This window comes from Cellulosimicrobium cellulans (assembly GCF_042723955.1).
In the GTDB taxonomy this organism is placed as follows: domain Bacteria; phylum Actinomycetota; class Actinomycetes; order Actinomycetales; family Cellulomonadaceae; genus Cellulosimicrobium; species Cellulosimicrobium cellulans_H.
This window is the reverse complement of the sequence record NZ_JBHXIC010000066.1, coordinates 22,180-24,342: the sequence shown is the minus strand read 5'-3', so window position 1 is coordinate 24,342 and position 2,163 is coordinate 22,180. Positions and strand designations below refer to the sequence as shown.

Sequence of the window (2,163 nt, the reverse complement as noted above, 5' to 3'; positions counted from 1 at the left end):
GCCCCGCCCCCCCCCCCCCCCCGCCGCCCCCCCCCCCCCCCCCGCGTCTCCCGACCCGGCCGAGGGAGAACCCTGGCCGGCCAGGGTGCTCCTCGGCGGGATGGAGGAGGTCAGAGGCGGGCGATGCGGCGGTCGACGGCGCGGCGCACGGAGCGCAGGACGAGGGCGGCGGCCCAGGCGGCGCCGGCCCAGCTCGCGGTGCGGACGCTGCTGCGGGCGACGCGGCGGCGACGACCCCGGAACTCGCGGATGGGCCAGCCGACGTCCTGGGCGTAGCGGCGCAGGCGCGCGTCGGGGTTGATGGGGCACGGGTGGCCGACCGTCTCCATCATCGTGACGTCGTTGAGGGAGTCGCCGTACGCGTACGACGCGTCGAGGTCGATGTCCTCGCGCTCGGCGAGGGCGCGGACCCCGGCGGCCTTGGCGCGGCCGTGCATCATGTCGCCCACGAGGCGGCCGGTGTAGAAGCCGTCCTCGTGCTCCGCGACGGTGCCGAGCGCGCCGGTCGTGCCGAGGCGGCGGGCGATGAGCTCGCCGATCTCGACCGGGGTCGCGGAGACGAGCCACACCTGGTGCCCCGCGGCGAGGTGCTCGTCGAGCAGGCGGCGGGTGCCGGGGTAGATGCGCAGCGAGAGGACGGTGTCGTAGACCTCCTCGCCGATCGCGGTGACCTCGGCGACCGAGCGGCCGGCGATGAGGGCGAGCGCGCGCGACCGGATGCGGTCGATCTGCTGCTTGTTCTCGCCGAACAGCAGGTAGCGCGCCTGGTGGACGGCGAAGCGCGCGATGTCGAAGGTCGAGAAGAACTCCCGCTGGTACAGAGCGCGCGCGAGGTGGAACGACGACGCGCCGCGGATGATCGTGTTGTCGACGTCGAAGAACGCGGCGGTGCGGTGTGCGGGGGCGGGCGACGCGCGTCCGGCGGTGGGCGCGTCCTCGGGGGCGGCCGGGACGCGGCCCGGACCGGAAGACGTCGCCATGTCCCCACTCTAGGCGGTCTCCCACCCCGACCCCGGACCGTGCTCGTACCCTGGGAGGCGTGACCACCTCTGACGCCCCGACCTCTCCCGTCGTGCTCTACGGCCGCGCGGGGTGCCACCTGTGCGACGACGCACGGGCGGTCGTCGAGGCGGTGTGCGCGGAGGCGGGGGTCGCCTGGGCGGAGGTGGACGTCGACGCGCCGGGCGCGGACCCGACGCTGCGGGAGCAGTACGGCGAGTACGTCCCGGTCGTGACGGTCGACGGCGTCCAGCAGGGCTTCTGGCGGGTCGACGCCCGCCGGCTCGCGCGCGCGGTGGGTCGGATTTCGGCGGGGCGCACAGACCTGGGATGATTCCTCCCGGTGGAGCGCGACCGTCGACGAGGACGGTCCTAGGACGACGGGGTGACGGGTGGCTGAGCAGGTAGTCGGTGAGGTGACGGCGCCGGGTATCCCGAGCGCGACGGTGGCGCGGCTCCCGTCCTACCTGCGCGCGCTGCGGGACCTCGTGGCGCGGGGTGTCGCGACGACGTCGTCGGTCGAGCTCGCGGAGCTCTCCGGGGTCGGTCCGGCCCAGCTCCGCAAGGACCTGTCGTTCCTGGGCTCGTTCGGCACGCGCGGCGTCGGGTACGACGTGGACTCGCTCGCGCAGTACATCACCGAGGCGCTGGGGCTCGTGGACGAGCACCGCATCGCGATCGTCGGGATCGGCAACCTGGGGCACGCGCTCGCGAACTACTCGGGCTACGAGCAGCGCGGCTTCCACGTCGCGGCGCTCCTCGACGCGTCGCCGGACGTCGTGGGGACGCGGGCGGCGGGCCTCGTCGTCGAGCACGTCGACGCGCTCGAGGAGGTCGTCGAGCGCGAGAAGGTGTCGATCGTGGTCCTCGCGACGCCCGCGGCGCACGCGCAGTCCGTGGCGGACCGCGTCGTCGCCGCCGGGGTGCGCGAGATCCTCAACTTCGCGCCGCGCGCGCTCCAGGTGCCCGCGGACGTCGACGTGCGGGGCGTGGACGTCGGCAGCGAGCTCCAGATCCTCGCGTTCCACTCCCAGGCCCGCGCGCTCGCGGAGGCCCAGGACCGCTGAACGACGAGGGGGGGCGGCGGGCGGGCCCCCCGCGCCCCCGCGCCCCCCCCCCCCCGGGGGGGCGCGTGTGGGGGGGGGGGGCGGGGGCGGGGCCAGG

3 protein-coding genes are annotated in these 2,163 nt (G+C 75.7%); 2 read left to right on the top strand and 1 reads right to left on the bottom strand.

Annotated features, from left to right (window positions below):
- Positions 1–110 precede the first annotated feature (110 nt).
- Positions 111–980, bottom strand: coding sequence for an HAD family hydrolase (locus ACFWH7_RS15980; RefSeq protein WP_378217755.1), 870 nt, complete (start codon positions 978–980; stop codon positions 111–113).
- A gap of 59 nt (positions 981–1,039) precedes the next feature.
- Between ACFWH7_RS15980 and ACFWH7_RS15975 the strand changes: the two genes are divergently transcribed.
- Positions 1,040–1,333 carry a glutaredoxin family protein gene (locus tag ACFWH7_RS15975; RefSeq protein ID WP_378217753.1) on the top strand — a complete coding sequence of 98 codons (294 nt, stop codon included), beginning with the start codon at positions 1,040–1,042 and terminating at the stop codon, positions 1,331–1,333.
- Between the two features lie 58 nt (positions 1,334–1,391).
- The gene (locus tag ACFWH7_RS15970) at positions 1,392–2,066 is read left to right on the top strand and encodes a redox-sensing transcriptional repressor Rex (protein WP_205207584.1); all 675 of its coding nucleotides are present in this window, start codon (positions 1,392–1,394) and stop codon (positions 2,064–2,066) included.
- Positions 2,067–2,163 lie beyond the last annotated feature (97 nt).

Coding starts and splice junctions, on each gene's coding strand:
- ACFWH7_RS15980 (WP_378217755.1), bottom strand. CDS start 980: ATGGCGACGTCTTCCGGTCCGGGCCGCGTCCCGGCCGCCCCCGAGGAC.